A 17,939-nucleotide genomic window follows, 5' to 3' on the forward strand; every position below is an offset into this window, starting at 1 on the left:
TTCCTGAAAACCCTACTAATCTGTTCACGGCAATGAATCATTCATGCCGAATGCACTGATGTATGGAAACTTTTCAGATCAGACCATCACATAATAAGGATAACGTACATGACGAAGACAACGACTCAGTCTACCGATGTGCAAGAAATGGTGGCGCAATCCGATACTGGCGCAAGAAACCCAAATGGGTTATCTGGGCGCATTCTATGGTTTGTCCCACTATGTTGGTCATTGTTCCAACTTTGGTATGCATCACCGTTACCATTTATCTTCAATTTTGCTGTCTTGAACGATACTCAAGCACGAGCCATTCATCTTACTTTTGCCGTATTCCTCGCGTTTACCGCTTATCCCGCCATGAAGAGTTCATCGCGAGATCGCATTCCTCTTATCGACTGGCTATTGGCCTTAGCAGGAAGTTTCTCGGCTGCCTACATCTACCTTTTTTATACCGAGTTGGCGGGGCGTTCGGGAGCTCCAACAATATTGGACATCGTCGTTTCAGTCATTGGCATGGTGTTACTTCTTGAAGCAACACGCAGAGCGTTAGGTCCACCGTTAATGATGGTGGCTGCGATATTCTTGCTCTATACCTTTGGCGGCCCATACATGCCAGATGTCATTGCTCATAAAGGTGCAAGCTTAAATAAAGCAATGTCGCATTTATGGCTAACGACCGAAGGGGTATTTGGGGTTGCGTTAGGGGTATCCACTTCTTTTGTCTTCCTCTTTGTTTTATTTGGCGCCATGCTTGAGCGTGCGGGAGCCGGTGCTTATTTCATAAAAGTCGCGTTTTCAATGCTTGGCCATATGCGTGGTGGTCCAGCAAAAGCTGCGGTGGTTGCATCCGGTTTATCTGGCCTAGTATCTGGCTCATCAATTGCCAACGTTGTGACAACCGGAACCTTTACCATACCATTGATGAAACGGGTTGGTTTTCCGGGTACTAAAGCCGGAGCGGTCGAGGTTGCGGCATCAACCAACGGACAATTAACGCCACCAATCATGGGAGCGGCGGCATTTTTAATGGTCGAATATGTCGGTATCTCGTACGTTGAAGTTATCCGTGCCGCATTACTGCCTGCACTCATCTCTTACATTGCGCTGATCTATATTGTGCATTTGGAAGCCTGTAAAGCCGGTATGACCGGACTACCTCGTCGTAATACACCGACCTTGCTTCACAGCTTGCTCTCTTTTACCGGCACAATTTTAGGTCTGTGCGTCATCAGCGCTGTCGTTTATTACGGCATTGGCTGGACTAAAAACGTATTCGGCGCAGCAGCAACCTCTATCGTTACTATTGCATTACTGTTGACCTATGTCGCCTTAGTTAAGATCTCTGCTAGCTATGCCGCTGAAGGGGCAATGGATATGGATGCTGAACTGACCGAAGTTCCAGATCCGGGTCCGACGGTAAAGTCTGGTCTTCATTACCTCTTACCAATTGTGGTTCTAGTATGGTGCTTAACGGTAGAACGTTTTTCCCCAGGACTTTCCGCCTTCTGGGCCACCGTGTTTATGATCTTTATTTTGATCACTCAACGACCTCTCATGTCGCTCATTAACAAAACCAATGATGTGAATATCCAGATCAAAGCGGGTTTTATTGACTTAAGTGAAAGCCTAGTGTCTGGCGCTCGCAACATGATCGGTATTGGTGTAGCAACAGCGGCTGCAGGGACTGTCGTCGGTGTCGTCACGTTGACGGGGATTGGTCTCGTCATGACTGATTTTGTTGAGTTCATCTCTGGTGGTAGCGTGATCATGATGTTGCTCTTCACCGCAGTGATCAGTCTGATCCTCGGTATGGGTCTACCAACAACAGCTAACTATATCGTTGTATCGACGTTAATGGCTCCGGTGATTGTTACTTTAGGTGCGGCACATGGGCTTATCATTCCACTGATTGCAGTCCACCTATTTGTGTTCTACTTCGGTATTTTGGCAGATGATACACCACCGGTTGGTCTCGCGGCCTTTGCCGCGGCTGCTATCGCGAAATCAGATCCGATTCGTACTGGTATTCAAGGTTTTGCCTACGATATTCGTACCGCTATTTTGCCATTTATGTTCGTGTTTAATACACAACTACTGTTGATGGGTATTGATACTTGGTGGCATTTAGCATTGACCATCTTCTCAGCCATCACGGCGATGCTACTGTTCTCAGCAGCAACTCAAGGGTGGTGGTTTACTCGCAGCAAATGGTGGGAAACCGTCTTATTGCTGGTGCTCACTTTCTCATTCTTCCGCCCTGGTTTTTGGTGGGATATGATTTACCCAGCGACCGAGATCCATCCAGGAACTGAGATTGCTCAAATTACTGAGGGACTCAATGTCGGAGAGTCTATTGAACTGATCGTTGCTGGTGAAACACTTGACGGAGATTTCCGTTCAAAAACGGTACTACTGCCTTTTAATGATGAAGCAGTAAGCGCTGAAGAGCGTATTCAGTCTATGGGGCTAACTCTCAAGCAAGTCAATAACCGTATGATTGTCGACATGATTGAATTTGGTAGCCCAGCAGAAGCATCAGGGATTGATTTCGATTGGGAAATTCGCTCAGTCGTGGTTGATAGTGACCGTCCAATGAAAGAGTGGGTATTCCTACCTGCGCTACTATTGGTCATTGCTTTAGCATGGAATCAAAAACGTCGTATCAGAACACAAAAAATACGCGCTTAATCAATATGCCTAGCTAAAGCTAGGCATATACTTAACGGAAACAAGGTGCTCCAAAGCGCCATATCGCACAATGAGATAAACAATAATGTATAAACATATCCTTGTTCCAGTTGACCTAAATGATAAAGGCTTTGCAGATAAAGCCGTTGAACTTGCTGTTTGGCATGCAAGACATTCAAACGCTGAAATTCATCTATTAAATGTACTACCTGGCATTCACATGTCGATGGTCGCAACTTACTTCCCTAAAGATGCTGCGGCTAAAATGAAAAGTGATATCAAGCAGCAGCTCAAACAGTTCGCTGATCAGCATATCGATGATGAAATTATTTACAAACTGCACGTAGCAGAAGGCAAAACCTACGCGACCATTTTAGATTATGCAGAAAAACTCGGAGCGGATCTGATTGTGATGCCAAGCCATAAACGCTCGAAGATCGATAAAGTCATGTTGGGTTCAGTGGCGAGTAAAGTCGTGCAGCATTCACCGATTAACGTGTTGGTTGTAAAGCCACAAGGTTAAAAACCTTATCCCCACCGTAAAAAGGCGCTGAATGCGCCTTTTTTTACGTTAGGAATCGACTATCACATTAATCGATATTTCCGCCTTTCCATTGTGAGAATAGTTATCAATAATGTTTGTATCCCATAGATAATTAATAGGTATACGACATGAAAAAGACACTTAACTTTGCAGCTATACATTTTAGCATTGCGTTTACAGTGGCTTATTTATTAACCGGTGACATCATTCTCGGTAGCTTGATTGCTATGCTTGAACCTATGGTCAACACAGTTGCTTTTTACTTCCATGAGAAGCTATGGGCTCAATATTCACCGCTGCAACGCTTTGCTCAGTCCGCCACAATCAAAACCACCAGTTTTGCTGTCATACATTTTAATGTCGCCTTTAGGGTCGCCTACTTAATGACAGGGAGCTTTTTAATTGGTGGGGTAATGGCGATGATCGAACCAAGTATTAACACTTGTGCTTACTACTTCTACGAGAAATTTTGGCAACGCAAACATGCAGCCACTTGGCACCCAGCCCATTGTTCACACTAAAATGTTTTGAAGTTGCAGTGAGGTGCAAACAAGCCCCTCAATGGCTATAAACAAGATAATTGGGAAAGTTGAGCGCCGTCAGCAACTTCACAGCGCAAGGTTTACAAAGGAAAATGAGTGACACATAAATCTTCACTCAATGCGATATGAAATGATTGCTGCTGTCCATCAAGTTGCACAGTTAACGTGTAAAGATCACTCGGATCAAGCTTATTCAGATCAGCATATTTAGGGGCTTCAACTTGAAATAGCGCACTGGCGTGATCTTGACGTACATCGATCGGCAACTGATAGCTCATACCATTAAATTTAACCACCGCCGCCACCAACCCTGGTGAGTAGGTTTGGTAGTGCAGATTGACCAAAAACTCACACCCACCACCGTGGTGCCAAATCTGTTCAGTGGTCACATGCTCTAAACGAACGTGACGAATACACTGTAGATACGGCTGCTGCCAAATACCGATTCGTTGATCGTACTTTTTAACTTGATGATGGCCCAGTGGACAAAGTTCAATCGCTTCTTCTTCGTCAAGCAACCACTCTTCTTCTTGTTCGAGAAATAAAATCTCAAAACGATTACGCCCAGGCTGCATTAAAGGACGAATATCTTTTTTATAGATAGACTGGCTACCATCACAATCAAAAAGGGCCACACCGTTTAAACGTATTTCGGCATAAAAATCGATCCCTTCCAATACCAAATCTACCGCGGCAAACGCCAGCATAGACTCATCGACATCAATATCATGCATCAAGTGCCATTCTTGTTCGGCAATCTGCTGCTCTGTCATTGTTTCAGGCAAAACTTGACTAAGAGGAGCAGGAAAGCACAGATCATCTTGAGGGATCGACAAATCAGTCAACGGTGAAAGCTGCCAAAAGCCAGCGAGAGAAAGTTGCATAATAAACTTGAGCCAGATCAATTTTGTTGCATTATATACAAAAAAAGCACTCAAATGTGCGCTTACAGGTAACTATTTATTCTGTAGTCCGAGATAAGCAAAGATGAAATGTTGGATAAATAAATGCACTTTGCCTAGTTGCAGATAAAAAAATACCAGCAACAAGGCTGGCATTCTTTAACTGAGGAATTACTCTTCATCATCCTCGTCGTCGTCACCGTACAGTGCATCCTCACCTTCGTAGTAAGTGCCCCATCCGTCGTAGATGATGTCATATTTTTCAGCAAGATTGATAAGCTTAGCCGCTTGTTCGTCAATGGCTTCTGCATTGAGCGTTGACTGCATTGTCGCATCACAGCACAGTAATTTATTACCATCTTCATCTTCAGTTTCTTCAGCTTCAAGAACTTCAAAACCCATTTTAAATGCTTCAACTACCGCTTTTTCTAACGTGTCAAAATCTTCGGCAAACAGATGGTGCTCAATCTCATATAACGCTTCTGGATCACTTCCATCTTCCAATAGTGCTTGAATGATGTCGCGAGTATCCTCTTTTTGGATTTCAATTAACTCTTCAACGGACACGTAATCATCTTGTTGAGGTTGAGACATAAGGCGCTCCAGATTTGGCAAAAATAGATCTAAATGAATTGCGACGAAATATGGCATGGATCGCTAAAAATTACCACCAACAAAGTATTAAGATCGTTATCTTTGTAGAAGATCATTCACCTTAAAACTCTCGTAAAGCGGCGAGACAGCATAATTTAACAATTTATTTTCAATTGACCACTTCAGCAGATTATCTGCCTATCGTTTTTGGTGAATTACGCCTGAAAGTGCCCATTTATCGATCATCCATGCATATTCGAAAATTAGAACTTACAGAGAATCTCTGACCTTTATTCACTAAAAACGCATAAAAGCGAAATTTTATGCATATATTGTTCATGCTTGATTACTTTCTATTTTACGCAAAAGCGCATAATAAGGCATTTTCTATTCTAGCTCTTATTTATGCAAAATTGGAATTTATGAGCATTAAAGTAAATATTAATAAAATTTAAAACCAATCATTTTGATTTTTTTGGTTTATATTGCCAGAAGGATAACTTGCATCTTAACGGTAAGCTTGTCATTAATAGCCTCAGGAATAAGAGTAAGGATACAAAATGAGTAAGTTGTACGTGGGATCTGAAGTAGGCCATTTACGAAGAGTACTGTTAAATCGACCAGAACGCGCCTTAACCCATCTCACCCCTTCGAACTGTCATGAACTGCTGTTTGATGACGTTCTCGCGGTCGAAGATGCGGGAAAAGAACACGATGCTTTTGCTGATACACTAAGAAAGCAGGATGTCGAAGTATTGCTATTGCATGATCTTTTAGTCGATACCTTAGCGGTGGCAGAAGCAAAAACCTGGCTGCTTGATACTCAGATATCTGATTTTCGCTACGGGCCGATCTTTGCTCGCGATCTTCGCCGTTATCTAGCCGAGATGGACAACGAGCACCTTGCCACTATTTTACTTGGTGGGCTAGCCTATTCTGAACTACCGATACCTTCATCATCAATGCTACCAAAGATGCATAGACCATTGGATTTTGTGATTGAGCCTCTACCTAACCACCTATTCACTCGTGATACATCATGCTGGGTATACGGTGGCGTATCACTCAACCCAATGATGAAACCAGCTCGTCAACGTGAAACTAACCATCTGCGTGCAATTTATCGCTGGCACCCAGTCTTTGCTGGTCAAGATTTCATTAAATATTTTGGCGATGAAGATCTGCATTACGATAATGCCAATATCGAGGGTGGTGACGTACTGGTGATTGGTAAAGGTGCGGTTCTGATTGGTATTTCAGAACGAACCACACCACAAGGTGTAGAAAATTTAGCGGCGAACCTATTCAAACATGGTCAAGCCAAAGAGGTAATTGCGGTTAATTTACCCAAACATCGCTCTTGCATGCACCTAGATACCGTCATGACACATATGGATATTGATACGTTCTCTGTCTATCCGGAAATTATGCGTAAAGACTTAGATACCTGGCGTTTAACACCAAAAAACGATGCTGATATACAGGTCGAAAATGTCCCCAGTTATATTCACGCCATTGAATCGGCCCTCGAGGTTGATTACCTTAAAATCATCACCACTGGTGGTGACAGCTATGAAGCAGAGCGTGAACAGTGGAATGATGCTAACAACGTACTGACAGTAAAGCCAGGCGTGGTTATCGGTTACGAACGCAATGTGTATACCAACGAAAAATACGATAAAGCAGGTATTGAAGTACTTACGATTCCAGGAAATGAGCTTGGACGCGGTCGCGGTGGAGCACGCTGCATGAGTTGCCCAATTGAACGCGATGGTATTTAACCATTTCTAACTTGATAAGTATTGCCTCATAAAAAAGCGGCGAATCATATCGCCGCTTTTTTGTAAATCTAACCACCCAAAAAGTGCTTATTCCGTGCCGCCAACCGTCAAGGAATCAAGTTTAAGTGTGGGCTGACCGACACCCACTGGTACACTTTGTCCTGCTTTACCACACACGCCAACGCCACGGTCAATGCTTAGATCATTGCCGACCATCGACACCTGCTGCATAGCTTCAATCCCTGAACCGATCAAGGTTGCACCTTTAATTGGGTGAGTGATCTTACCATTTTCAATCATGTAAGCTTCTGAAGCTGAGAAAACAAACTTACCAGATGTAATATCGACCTGACCACCGCCAAAGTTAGGCGCATACACCCCTTTTTTAACGGTAGAAATGATCTCTTCTGGTGTGTGTTCACCTGGCAACATGTAAGTATTGGTCATACGCGGCATAGGCAAATGTGCGTAAGATTCACGACGACCGTTACCGGTCGGGTTAACGCCCATCAAGCGCGCATTAAGCTTATCTTGCATGTAACCTTTCAATACGCCCTTTTCAATCAAGGTATTGTATTGGCCGTTCACCCCTTCATCATCAACATTGAGTGAACCACGCAAATCTTTCAAAGTACCATCGTCAACAATAGTACAAAGATCTGACGTCACTTTTTGGCCGATCTTACCGGAAAATACCGATGAGCCTTTACGGTTGAAATCACCTTCCAGACCATGTCCGACCGCTTCGTGAAGCAGTACACCCGGCCAGCCAGAACCCAAGACCACTGGCATAGTGCCCGCGGGAGCGGCTACCGCTTCTAAATTCACTAACGCTTGGCGAATCGCTTCATCTGCAAATTGGAAAGCAATTTTGCTTCCGTCTTGTTCAGTCAAGAAAAAGTCGTAGCCAAAACGTCCACCACCACCAGCACTACCTCGCTCACGGCGGTCACCTTTTTGAGCCAATACGCTGATAGACAAACGAACCAATGGGCGAATATCACCCGCATAAGTGCCATCAGTTGCTGCGACTAACATTTGTTCGTGCACACCACTTAAGCTAACCGACACCTCCTGAACCATTGGTTCTTTAGTTCGGATGTAAGCATCGAGCTCTTTGAGGAGATCTGTTTTTTGCTGCTTTTGCCAGCTTTCTAATGGATTATCCGCAGAGTAAAAGGCTTGGTTATCGGTTCGCTTAAATGCTTGAACACGGCCATTTTTACCTTGCTGAGCAATACCACGCGCCGCCATAGCACTTTGTTTCAATCCTTCAAGTTGAATTTGGTCTGAATAGGCAAACCCCGTTTTCTCTCCGGTAACAGCGCGTACGCCAACACCGCAGTCGATATTAAATGAACCATCTTTGATAATGCTGTCTTCAAGTACCAATGACTCATGCCAGCTAGATTGAAAATAGATATCGGCATAATCAATTTGGCGAGTAGCAATACTCGCTAGCGTGTCAGCAATATCTTGCTCAGTTAAGCCAGCGGGTTTTAATAGTGCATCTTCAATGCGGTTAATACTCATAGTTTGCTCTTATCATCTATAAATTGATTCGTGAATCGTGTGTGTGTGGCAATGGGCATGCGTTGGCGAATCTGCTCAACGATGCTTAAATCAATATCAACCACCAAGTTATCAGCTTGGTTGGCTAAGCTTGCGACAACTTCACCCCAAGGATTGATAACCATAGAATGCCCCCAAGTTTCACGCCCACATGGATGAACGCCCGTTTGCCCGACGGCAACGACCCAACACTGATTTTCTATCGCTCGCGCTCGCAGCAGAATTTCCCAATGTGCTTGTCCAGTCACAGCGGTAAAAGCCGCGGGAACTATTAAAATCTGCGCACCTTGTTTTCGAAGCTGAGAATACAAATGAGGAAAGCGAACATCATAACAGATGGATAGACCTATTTGACCAAATGGTGTCGAAACAACATTCAGCTTTGTGCCGGGGGTAAAAGTTTCAGACTCTCGATAGCGTTGATGGCCATCGGTAACATCAACATCAAACATATGTAGCTTATCGTAATGTGCGCAAAGTGTGCCTTGCGCATCAAACAGCAACGATGTAGTCGTCACAGCAGCACCTTGCTTAATCGGCATACTACCAACCAACAACCAGACCCGATACTGACGCGCAATCGATGCTAACTTAGCTTGAATATCACCTTGCCCTAGTAGCTCTGCATATTGGTGATAATCTTGCCGAGTACCAAATACAATCGAGTTTTCTGGTGTGACAACCCATTGAGCGCCTTGAGCAGCCAACTGACTAACTTGTTGTTCGATATCAGCAAGATTCAACTCCGGCCGAGGGCCGGAAGTCATTTGAATAAGTCCTACGCTATCCATGCTTGTGTCCTTATTTTTCTGCGATATTTCTCAGTTTTTCGGGCAGTTTGAATTCACCTTTGCTACGTGACAGTTCTTTAACAACAGGAGCGTTAATGGGCCCTTTAACCTCATAGTTCACTTGGCTAAACACTTCCACTACGGGCGCAATGACCGTGGTAATTGCCAATACATACAACGCGGTTTGTGGCGTTACCGCAAACGCTGTCAGTACTGGAATGCCAGAGGTAATATCAGGCACAAAGTTAACTTCAGCATCGACTATCCGTGTATTAAGGTTGGCTAACCCTTTAATTTTCATGTCACCCGCAACCGCATCCATCTCGATATTATTAGTCACAAATACCCCTTGGGAAATTTCACCGCTACCGGTAATCGAGTTAAATGCCATACCTTTATCAAAGACATCGCTAAAATCGAGCTGCATCTTACGGATGATCGAGTCTAAACTAAACAAACCAAGTAACCGCGCCGCGCCGCTTACATCTGAAATGATACCTTTTCCTAATTTAGTTCTGAGTTGTCCTTGTAGCGTATTGATCTTCATTGACCATGGTGCACCATCCCAATTACTTTCAGAGGACAATTCAAAAGGTGCTCTCTGAATGCCTGAACTAATACCAAAACGTTCCATTACATCACTGTTATTGTCACCTTTCATATTGAGGTTAAAAACAGTATGACTGCTTTCTTCGCTGAGCGTCCAAGTAGCATTTATATTGACCTGGTTAGTGCCGCTATTGATGTCAATATTCTTCCATTCGAGCGTGTCACCATGACGTTGGAAGTCCATATTTAACTGACCAATTTTATACCCTTGCAACCAAAAATCATCGATAGCTAAGGTTAAGTTTGGCATCAACTGATGAAACTGGCGGTCAAACTCAGAAATAAGAGGCTCGGCTTGACGGCCTGAATCCACTAGTAAGTTTTTATTATTATCGTCATACAAAGTATCTAAAGATGGAATGTAAACATGCAGACGTTCTAATGAGACAGACAAATCATAAGGCTCAATATAACTGGCTTGTCCTTTGACTTCTTGACTGTCAAGTTGTACCAACCACCCTAGGTTTTTACGTCTTGTACTAAAATCAACATCGTGCCATTCAAGCCCAGCTAACATCAACTCCTTGACGTTAACATTAATCTTTTCTGGCTGTGGAATAGTCGGAGTGTTCATTTTATCAAGCACAGCACTAGCTTTTGGCTGAGGTTCATTGGCTACGTTTAACCACTGGTCTAAATCAAATTGATCACTACGTATCAGAGCATGATGCCCCACGACAGGGCTAATTCTGAAATTTCCCTTTCCAACCACTAGGTTGGTGGCAGTAAGCACTGGCGTGTTAGGGGTTATGTCTATTTCCGCTTGGTATTTAACTTGTGGCAATTGTAAGCGAGCGGTAATCGACTCCTGATTTCCTGAAGCTTGTAAACGCGCTTTACCTGCCACATTAGATGCTTTTTTCAATGGATATGGATAATCACTTTCGATCATCTTCATATCTGCTGTGCTATCAATTTGGTAAGTAAAACCAATATCATTGAGCTGGAGATCAACGTCCATTTGCCATGGTGCATGACCACCTAAACGACTCACCCAACGTTCACCAACAAACGAGGTCAACGGTTTTATGTCCCAATCACCTAACGCATCAATCTTCACTGAGTAGCCTTGAGGGACATTTTCACCCTTAAAATCGATAGAGATTGGCTGAGTCAGCAGTTCAGCGGAAAGACCGGCCGCCGTTACGACATCATTATCAAATTCAATTCGTCCTGATACCCCGTCCAGTGTCATTGGTGGTGCATTAATTTGGACATGGTTACTGTTTAAGTCAGCCCAACCCCACGCTCTGGCTTCTCTATCGTGATCAAAAGGGATATTGAGCTGAAATTGTGATTGAACTTCCCCACTCACTTGAATAGCGGTTAATGCCGCACCAACCGAATCAACCAACGGTGTGGAAGTCATGTAATCACGAACTGCGTTGCCTTGCGCTACCGCCGTGGCTTCAATTTCTATATGACCACCCGGTGCAAGCTTGGGAATACGACCTGTAATTCTTTTGGCTGTCACATCCATTAACGTTGCAGAATGTGAATCTAAATACATCACATCATTTTCAAATAACAGATCAAGCTGTAAATCGATGATCGGTGGCCACGCGGTATCAAAACTAAACTTAGCTTGTTTTAATCCAACCCACGCCTGGAACATGCCGTTATTTTTGTCGTAAGGGAAATCCGCTAGTTCACCGTACCACAGTAGTTTAGAAGTAGTGACTTTACCGGCCTGAATCGCCGTTGAAAGATAATCGGTTAAGTTACGACCCATCGCAAGCGTTGGTAAATAACGCCACGTTTCACCAGCGTTGTATAAATCCGCTTCCGCATAGAATGAAAGCAAAGGGCTTTTCTGCTCAGGGAAATCGAGGCGAAATGCACCAAGCACTTGTAGATCGGGCGTTGCTGCAGTGACTTTATCTGCCCATAATGACCAACCGTCAACCTGCTGTTGCCAAACAATATCAACTTCAGCTTGACGGATATTTAATGGCGCTTGAAAGACTTCGCCATACGGTAACACATCATCAATCAAAGTAACCTTAGCTCTGGCTTGTTCTGTATTACCAGAAATTGCAGCTTGCAGGTGATGAACTTCAGGCAATAACTTCCATTGCGCCATTGAACCGTCATTCAATTTGGCAGAATATTTCAGTGAATTTAGCGTTTCGCCTTTACTCAACCGGACATCTTCCAGTATGCCGCCAAAGTTTAACTGTTGCAAAAGCTGGTTGGTTTCCGATGAATCAGGTACAAGTTTGACCAACGGAAGCAGTGTTTTAATGTCCAATTGAGAAAGATTTAAGCGCCATTGGCTAGGATGCCAATCAAAAGCGACATCAAGATCTGGCCATGCATCATCATCCGTACGAAGTTTCAGTGAGTAAGCATTTACTTGCCAACCTTTATCCACTGGAGAAAGCTTAACCGTTCCTGATTCTAATAGCAGATCATGTTGACGTTCATCATGCCACACCAGTTCTGACGGTTTTAGCTCAACATAACCATCGACTGGCTGGTTATGTTGAGCCGTTAGCCAACCATCAAAGCTAATGTTGCCTTTTTCAATCCCGGTTTCATCTTTCAAGTAACGAGTTAGCCAAGGCCCAATTTTAATATTGTCAGCACTGACATAGAAATTGCCGGAAATATCAAGCAATGAACCATGATCTTCGAAGTTAGCACTCACCAACAAAGAGTTGATACTGGTATCAGCAATACTGACCACACCTTCCGCTTTATGCTCAGCGCCATTATTTTGCCAACGCAGACGCTCTATATCTAACTGACGAATATCGCCCGCTACCGACTGATAAAAGACAGTAGAGTCGAGCAACGCAAAATCATCCAGTTGCCGTAGCAGTAAGTTATCTAAACGATGAATGACACTGCTCTGAGTGTTATTTTGAGGATTATCATCCTTATTCAGTTCTAACCAATTTACCGAACGAATATCCAGTTTGAGTTGATGTACGCTCAGGTCAGCAATGACAGGCTGTAACTGCAACAGAGATTGAATAAGGTCAAACTCAACATCAATTTGCTGGGCGGAAAAATAAATTTTCGAACCATCGGGTAAATTAGCTTGTAGCCCTTTTAAGGCAATAGAAGGGTGCGTATTACGCCAGAATCCCTTTACCTCACTGAGCTCAAATTCAAAGTCTGAGTTTTGGTTGATCCAATGCTGAATCTCGTCCTGAAAACGATTCATTTGTGGCAGTGCAACACGCAAGGTGGTCACAGCAATGGCTAAGACCACCATGGCACTAACTAATAGCCATAACACGATGCGCCAAAGGCGCGTAAAAGGTGATATCACAAAGGTCCTACTACATCATTACAACGTCAAATTGCTCTTGAATATACAGTGGCTCAGCCTGAATACGCACTTCTTTACCAATAAAGACTTCCAGTTCAGCCAGAGCATGAGACTCATCTCCTTGCAAACTTTCTGCCACAGCTGGCGATGCATACACCACAAATTTATCCGAATCATAGGCGCGATTGACGCGTGTAATTTCACGTAATATTTCAAAACAAACGGTCTCAACCGTCTTCACGCTGCCACGACCCTCACAGGTTGGACAAGAAGAACAGAGCACATGTTCAATACTTTCGCGTGTGCGTTTACGCGTCATCTCTACCAATCCGAGTTGCGTAAAGCCGTTGATATTGGTTTTTACACGATCTTTAGATAACGCTGCATCTAATGAAGCGAGTACCCGCTTACGATGCTCTTCCGACATCATATCGATAAAATCAATAATGATGATGCCACCAAGATTACGTAACCTAAGCTGACGAGCGATCGCCTGGGTTGCTTCAATATTGGTGTTAAAGATAGTTTCTTCAAGATTACGACGGCCAACAAATGCTCCGGTATTAATATCAACCGTGGTCATTGCTTCGGTTTGATCAATGATCAGATAGCCACCAGATTTAAGCTCAACCTTTCTCTCTAGAGAGCGTTGAATTTCATTTTCGGTGTCATACATGTCGAAAATTGGTTTATCCCCTTCATACAGTTCAAGCTTTTCGGTAAGCTCTGGCACGTATTCAGAGGTGAATTCTTTAAGGTTTTCAAATTCAAGACGTGAGTCAATGAGGATCTTAGTCAGTTCTGTGCCGACAAAATCTCGTAAAATACGTTGAGATAGACCTAATTCACCGTACAAAGTAGTGCGTGTTTTGTACTTTACGCGTCGTTCTAACACTTTCGACCATAAGCGTTTAAGAAAGGCAGCATCTTGCGACAACTCTTTTTCATCCGCCCCTTCCGCAGCCGTGCGAATGATAAAGCCACCGTGTTCATCACAGTAATGTGAAACTACTTTTTTTAGTCGCTCACGCTCACATTCACTTTCAATACGTTGTGAAACACCCACATGACTCGCCCCAGGCATGAACACTAAATAGCGAGAAGGAATGGTAATATCGGTTGTCAAACGAGCGCCCTTGGTACCTAGAGGGTCTTTCACCACTTGTACTACAATATCTTGCCCTTGACGAACCAGCTCTGAAATATCACGCACTTGAAACTGCTGTTTCTCGTTTTCAGCAACACATTCGGTATGAGGAACGATGTCGGATGCGTGCAAGAAAGCGGCTTTATCTAAGCCAATATCAACAAAAGCCGCTTGCATACCAGGTAAAACCCGGCTGACTTTACCTTTGTAAATATTACCGACAATACCGCGCTTTGCTTCACGTTCAATATGGATCTCTTGAAGAACTCCACCTTCAATCATCGCCACACGAGTTTCACTCGGGGTGACATTTAGTATCAACTCTGCACTCATGAGCACACCTCAATGTTAAATTATAAGAATTCGTGCAAGAGCTGGTCAGTTTCAAATAGCGGTAACCCTACAACGGCGTAATAACTGCCTTCGATCCTCGTTACAAATCGTCCACCCAATCCTTGAATGCCATAACTGCCAGCTTTATCGCATGGTTCTCCTGACTGCCAATATTGTTCTATTTCATTGTCTGACAGAGGTTTAAACCAAACATCCGTGGTAACAACCACGGATTTATAGTGATCATTTGTTGCTACGGTTACAGCAGTCATCACTTGATGCTTTGTCCCCGATAAATGGCGTAACATTTGTTGAGCATGGTTGAAATCAATAGGTTTTTCCAGTACGGAATCACCTTGCACAACGATGGTATCTGAACCGATAACAATCGCATCAGCGGAAATAAGTTTGAGTCCAGCAAACGCTTTATCACGAGAGAGCCGCTCAACGTAAGCTCTCGGGCTTTCATTTGCTTGTCGCGCTTCTTCCACATTCGGTACGTTAATATCAAATTGATAACCCAATTGGGCGAGCAATTCTCGGCGTCTTGGCGAGCCAGAGGCTAAAACAATTTTTTTACTCATCACTTCACATGCCAATGGCGACGAACTCGACGCAGTAGTAAAAACATCCATGGCCATAAAATGCAGTTAATCAACCCACTCCACAGTGAAAGAGGATTGAAAGTCACATCTTGAATCAAATATTCACCACAGAAAATCAATACATCTAGCAACATCGAAAGCAAACCAATCACTACCGCTTGTTGCCACAACGCCATATTGCGTAATACTAAAAAGTTGATCGCAACCAAATAGATCACGATCGCCATCATCATACCGCGAATACCGAGTGTAGAACCGAGCAATAAATCCCAAAGCAAACCAAGGATTAATGCGGTGCCGACGTTGATTCGATACGGCAAAGCCAGCACCCAATAACACGCAACCAGCAATAACCATGATGGGCGCATCAGATCTAATTCACCAGGCCATGGAATAGTTTGCAAAATCAGAGCGAAAAGAAACGAAACACCAATGACCAATTTACCGCGAAATACTCTATTGGCCATGTTCTACGTCCTCTGACATTTGCTCTGGTGTTGCTTGTAATACTTTATGCTGGCGATCTTCATTAGGCCAAATAAGTAACAAGTACCGCAGCCGATCAAAATCGACAACAGGGTCAGCTATGATGGAAGCAAACTCGCGCTGCGTGTCTTTATCAACAACAGAAACGTGCGCCACTGGGTATCCTTCTGGATAAACACCACCCAGACCTGATGTCACTAATGAATCACCCACTTCAACATCAGTGCTAGTTGGTATGTGCTCTAACTGAATTCGGTCAATCTGACCATTACCAGAGGCAATGACCCGTATGTCGTTGCGGATAATCTGCACTGGAATTGCGCTATTGGAATCGGTAAGCAACAACACTCGGCTATTATGTGCCGCAACAAACGTAACTTGCCCAACAATGCCTTTATCGTTGATAACCGGTTGTCCTTCATAAACACCATCAATACGTCCTTTATCGATCACAACTTGATGTCGATAAGGTGAGGTATCCACCGCCATGACTTCGGTAACGACCTTCTTTTCATCACGAACAAAAGAAGAACCAAGTAGTTTGCGCAAGCGCTGATTTTCTTCACGGTATTGGTCAAATAAAATCAAATCACTTTTCAGCCCCAAAGCTTCTCGTTTCAGTCTTTGATTGGATTCTAAAAGATGTTGATGTGTCGTAAAACGCTCGTAAACGCCATCAAACATACTGCGTGGTAAGTCGGCAGCATATTGAATGGGGGCAACTAAACTATTTAAAAAAAACCGAACGTTAGAAAATGCGCCTAAACGACTATCAGCCAGCATTAAACTGGCTGATATTATGACAGCAAAAAAGAGACGTAGCTGAAGAGATGGTCCTCGACCAAATATTGGCTTCATTCTATAAAAATCCTAGATTTCATGATGAGAGCACAATGGCTCTCAAAGCCATTATTCTTCGCTAAATAGGTCGCCACCGTGCATGTCGATCATTTCTAACGCTTTACCACCACCAAGGGCGACACAAGTTAGAGGATCATCAGCGACAACCACTGGAATACCTGTCTCTTCCATCAATAGACGATCGATATCTTTCAGTAGTGCACCACCACCAGTCAACACCATACCATTTTCTGAAATATCAGAAGCTAGCTCTGGTGGACACTGCTCAAGCGCAACCATGACAGCAGAAACAATACCACTCAGAGGCTCTTGAAGTGCTTCTAAGATCTCATTGGAATTCAACGTAAAGCTACGCGGCACACCTTCAGCAAGGTTACGACCACGCACTTCAATTTCCATCACTTCATCACCTGGATAAGCGGAACCGATCTCATGCTTAATTTTTTCTGCTGTTGCTTCACCAATTAAACTACCGTAGTTACGACGTACATAGTTGATGATAGCTTCGTCAAAACGGTCACCACCGATCCGCACAGAAGAAGAGTAAACCACACCATTCAGTGAGATAACTGCAACTTCGGTCGTACCACCACCGATATCGACCACCATTGAACCTGTTGGCTCTGATACGCGTAGACCAGCACCGATTGCCGCCGCCATTGGCTCATCAATCAAATATACTTCACGAGCACCAGCACCGAGTGCAGACTCACGAATAGCACGACGCTCAACTTGAGTTGAACCACAAGGTACACACACAAGAACACGAGGGCTTGGTTTAAGCACACTGTTGTCATGCACTTGTTTGATAAAGTGCTGCAGCATTTTTTCAGTCACATAGAAGTCAGCAATAACACCGTCTTTCATGGGACGAATAGCAGAAATATTGCCCGGTGTACGGCCTAGCATTTGCTTTGCCGCATGACCGACAGCAGCAACACTTTTGCCACCACGGCCTTTGTCTTGACGAATAGCAACAACGGAAGGTTCGTCGAGGACAATACCTTGTCCTTTAACGTAAATCAGAGTATTGGCGGTACCTAAATCGATCGATAGGTCGTTAGAAAACATGCCACGCAGTTTTTTGAACATATTCTTCGCTCGTCCTGCAAGAATTAGAAGATAAAAAATTGCACTAAATGTACCAATGCCTCGCCATCACAGCAAGGCATTGCTACATAAACATGAACCGAAACCCGTAATT

Annotated in this window: 14 protein-coding genes; 4 read left to right on the top strand and 10 right to left on the bottom strand. The window is 43.8% G+C overall.

The annotated features are described in order from the left end of the window. Window positions 1-108: 108 nt before the first annotated feature. The 3 genes from AACW06_RS06405 (at window position 109) to AACW06_RS06415 (ending at window position 3,753) form a co-directional block, all read left to right on the top strand. Window positions 109-2,688: a TRAP transporter permease gene (locus AACW06_RS06405; RefSeq protein ID WP_192074456.1), complete on the top strand. Its 2,580-nt coding sequence runs from the start codon at window positions 109-111 to the stop codon at window positions 2,686-2,688. 85 nt (window positions 2,689-2,773) lie between these two features. Next, a complete protein-coding gene (locus tag AACW06_RS06410) occupies window positions 2,774-3,211 on the top strand; it encodes a universal stress protein (RefSeq protein WP_192074457.1) in 438 nt (145 codons plus the stop codon). 149 nt (window positions 3,212-3,360) lie between these two features. Further along, entirely contained in the window at window positions 3,361-3,753 is a 393-nt protein-coding gene (locus AACW06_RS06415) for a DUF2061 domain-containing protein (RefSeq protein WP_192074458.1), read from the top strand. 101 nt (window positions 3,754-3,854) lie between these two features. Here the strand turns inward: AACW06_RS06415 and AACW06_RS06420 are convergent, their stop codons facing one another. Both AACW06_RS06420 and rraB read right to left on the bottom strand, forming a co-directional pair. Then, entirely contained in the window at window positions 3,855-4,658 is an 804-nt protein-coding gene (locus AACW06_RS06420) for a glycosyl hydrolase 2 galactose-binding domain-containing protein (RefSeq protein ID WP_192074459.1), read from the bottom strand. A gap of 189 nt (window positions 4,659-4,847) precedes the next feature. Further along, the gene (rraB, locus tag AACW06_RS06425; protein WP_168523479.1) at window positions 4,848-5,270 is read right to left on the bottom strand and encodes a ribonuclease E inhibitor RraB; all 423 of its coding nucleotides are present in this window, start codon (window positions 5,268-5,270) and stop codon (window positions 4,848-4,850) included. A gap of 560 nt (window positions 5,271-5,830) precedes the next feature. Between rraB and arcA the strand changes: the two genes are divergently transcribed. Beyond that, entirely contained in the window at window positions 5,831-7,051 is a 1,221-nt protein-coding gene (gene arcA, locus AACW06_RS06430; RefSeq protein WP_053308805.1) for an arginine deiminase, read from the top strand. A gap of 87 nt (window positions 7,052-7,138) precedes the next feature. Here the strand turns inward: arcA and tldD are convergent, their stop codons facing one another. The 8 genes from tldD to AACW06_RS06470 are packed head-to-tail and all read right to left on the bottom strand — an operon-like array spanning window position 7,139 to window position 17,827. Next, a complete protein-coding gene (gene tldD, locus AACW06_RS06435; protein WP_168523484.1) occupies window positions 7,139-8,584 on the bottom strand; it encodes a metalloprotease TldD in 1,446 nt (481 codons plus the stop codon). Beyond that, entirely contained in the window at window positions 8,581-9,414 is an 834-nt protein-coding gene (locus AACW06_RS06440) for a carbon-nitrogen hydrolase family protein (RefSeq protein ID WP_192074460.1), read from the bottom strand. The genes tldD and AACW06_RS06440 overlap by 4 nt, the downstream gene beginning before the upstream one ends. A 10-nt stretch (window positions 9,415-9,424) precedes the next feature. Further along, window positions 9,425-13,303 (bottom strand): YhdP family protein, encoded by a 3,879-nt coding sequence (locus AACW06_RS06445; protein WP_192074461.1) that lies wholly within the window; start codon window positions 13,301-13,303, stop codon window positions 9,425-9,427. A 10-nt stretch (window positions 13,304-13,313) separates the two neighbouring features. Beyond that, window positions 13,314-14,783, bottom strand: a complete 1,470-nt coding sequence (gene rng, locus AACW06_RS06450) for a ribonuclease G (RefSeq protein WP_053308809.1) — start codon at window positions 14,781-14,783, stop codon at window positions 13,314-13,316. 20 nt (window positions 14,784-14,803) lie between these two features. Continuing rightward, window positions 14,804-15,367, bottom strand: a complete 564-nt coding sequence (locus AACW06_RS06455; RefSeq protein WP_238336649.1) for a Maf family protein — start codon at window positions 15,365-15,367, stop codon at window positions 14,804-14,806. Further along, window positions 15,367-15,855 carry a rod shape-determining protein MreD gene (gene mreD, locus AACW06_RS06460; protein WP_053308811.1) on the bottom strand — a complete coding sequence of 163 codons (489 nt, stop codon included), beginning with the start codon at window positions 15,853-15,855 and terminating at the stop codon, window positions 15,367-15,369. Before mreD ends, AACW06_RS06455 begins: the two co-directional genes overlap by 1 nt. Further along, window positions 15,845-16,732: a rod shape-determining protein MreC gene (gene mreC, locus AACW06_RS06465; RefSeq protein ID WP_192074463.1), complete on the bottom strand. Its 888-nt coding sequence runs from the start codon at window positions 16,730-16,732 to the stop codon at window positions 15,845-15,847. The genes mreD and mreC overlap by 11 nt, the downstream gene beginning before the upstream one ends. 51 nt (window positions 16,733-16,783) lie before the next feature. After that, window positions 16,784-17,827, bottom strand: a complete 1,044-nt coding sequence (locus AACW06_RS06470; RefSeq protein WP_053308813.1) for a rod shape-determining protein — start codon at window positions 17,825-17,827, stop codon at window positions 16,784-16,786. Window positions 17,828-17,939: the final 112 nt, after the last annotated feature.

The organism is Vibrio sp. S12_S33 (assembly GCF_963889785.1).
Taxonomy (GTDB): Bacteria; Pseudomonadota; Gammaproteobacteria; order Enterobacterales; family Vibrionaceae; genus Vibrio; species Vibrio aestuarianus.

Coding starts and splice junctions, on each gene's coding strand:
- arcA (WP_053308805.1), top strand. CDS start 5,831: ATGAGTAAGTTGTACGTGGGATCTGAAGTAGGCCATTTACGAAGAGTA.
- AACW06_RS06405 (WP_192074456.1), top strand. CDS start 109: ATGACGAAGACAACGACTCAGTCTACCGATGTGCAAGAAATGGTGGCG.
- AACW06_RS06470 (WP_053308813.1), bottom strand. CDS start 17,827: ATGTTCAAAAAACTGCGTGGCATGTTTTCTAACGACCTATCGATCGAT.
- AACW06_RS06455 (WP_238336649.1), bottom strand. CDS start 15,367: ATGAGTAAAAAAATTGTTTTAGCCTCTGGCTCGCCAAGACGCCGAGAA.
- mreD (WP_053308811.1), bottom strand. CDS start 15,855: ATGGCCAATAGAGTATTTCGCGGTAAATTGGTCATTGGTGTTTCGTTT.
- AACW06_RS06420 (WP_192074459.1), bottom strand. CDS start 4,658: ATGCAACTTTCTCTCGCTGGCTTTTGGCAGCTTTCACCGTTGACTGAT.
- rraB (WP_168523479.1), bottom strand. CDS start 5,270: ATGTCTCAACCTCAACAAGATGATTACGTGTCCGTTGAAGAGTTAATT.
- rng (WP_053308809.1), bottom strand. CDS start 14,783: ATGAGTGCAGAGTTGATACTAAATGTCACCCCGAGTGAAACTCGTGTG.
- AACW06_RS06415 (WP_192074458.1), top strand. CDS start 3,361: ATGAAAAAGACACTTAACTTTGCAGCTATACATTTTAGCATTGCGTTT.
- AACW06_RS06410 (WP_192074457.1), top strand. CDS start 2,774: ATGTATAAACATATCCTTGTTCCAGTTGACCTAAATGATAAAGGCTTT.
- tldD (WP_168523484.1), bottom strand. CDS start 8,584: ATGAGTATTAACCGCATTGAAGATGCACTATTAAAACCCGCTGGCTTA.
- mreC (WP_192074463.1), bottom strand. CDS start 16,732: ATGAAGCCAATATTTGGTCGAGGACCATCTCTTCAGCTACGTCTCTTT.
- AACW06_RS06440 (WP_192074460.1), bottom strand. CDS start 9,414: ATGGATAGCGTAGGACTTATTCAAATGACTTCCGGCCCTCGGCCGGAG.